Source organism: Xanthomonas axonopodis (genome assembly GCF_001304695.1).
GTDB classification, from domain to species: Bacteria; Pseudomonadota; Gammaproteobacteria; order Xanthomonadales; family Xanthomonadaceae; genus Xanthomonas; species Xanthomonas axonopodis.
In genome coordinates, this window is the sequence record NZ_JFAQ01000258.1 from 1 (window position 1) to 527 (window position 527).

At 59.4% G+C, this 527-nt stretch carries 1 pseudogene; it reads right to left on the reverse strand.

Annotated elements, in window-relative coordinates:
- Positions 1 to 526 (reverse strand): annotated as a pseudogene (locus tag XAXN_RS22130) (hypothetical protein); the annotation flags it as partial.
- Between the last annotated feature and the right edge of the window lies 1 nt (position 527).

Below are 527 nucleotides of genomic sequence, written 5' to 3' on the forward strand. Positions count from 1 at the left end.
GAGGAACGCGCAGGGTGTGTGTGGCTTCTTCGCCGAGGGTGTTTTCGACGACGGCCACACCCGTTGGCGACAGGGTCAAGCGTCCGCTGTGGTAGGCGTTGGAGATGGCCTGGGAGAGGCCATGACGCTGAAGTTCCACCGCACCGCCCCGGGTCAGGGGATTGGAGATCGTTTGAATATGCTGAAGCGTGCTGACGATGCGGCCTTCGGTATGCGTCACCGCCGCCCAGCCGTGATCGACCGGCGCATAGCTCTTCAGGGACTGCAGTTGGGCTGCATGGGCCTGACCATACGCGACTTCGTTATGAAAGAAGTTCTGAATACCAGGACGGACATCGTCCGGACGAAGGCCAAACGGCGAATTGGTATGCAAGTCTCCGTTGATGAGGCCCACGCGTACCGTATCGCGGAGGGCTTCTACGCGCACTGCGACTCTACCTAATGCGTCAGGATTGCCTGATAGGGCGTTTGTGCCGTCGAGGGTTTGCTGAAGCCTCTCCAGGCGATCAGTTAGAGCCGATAACAAA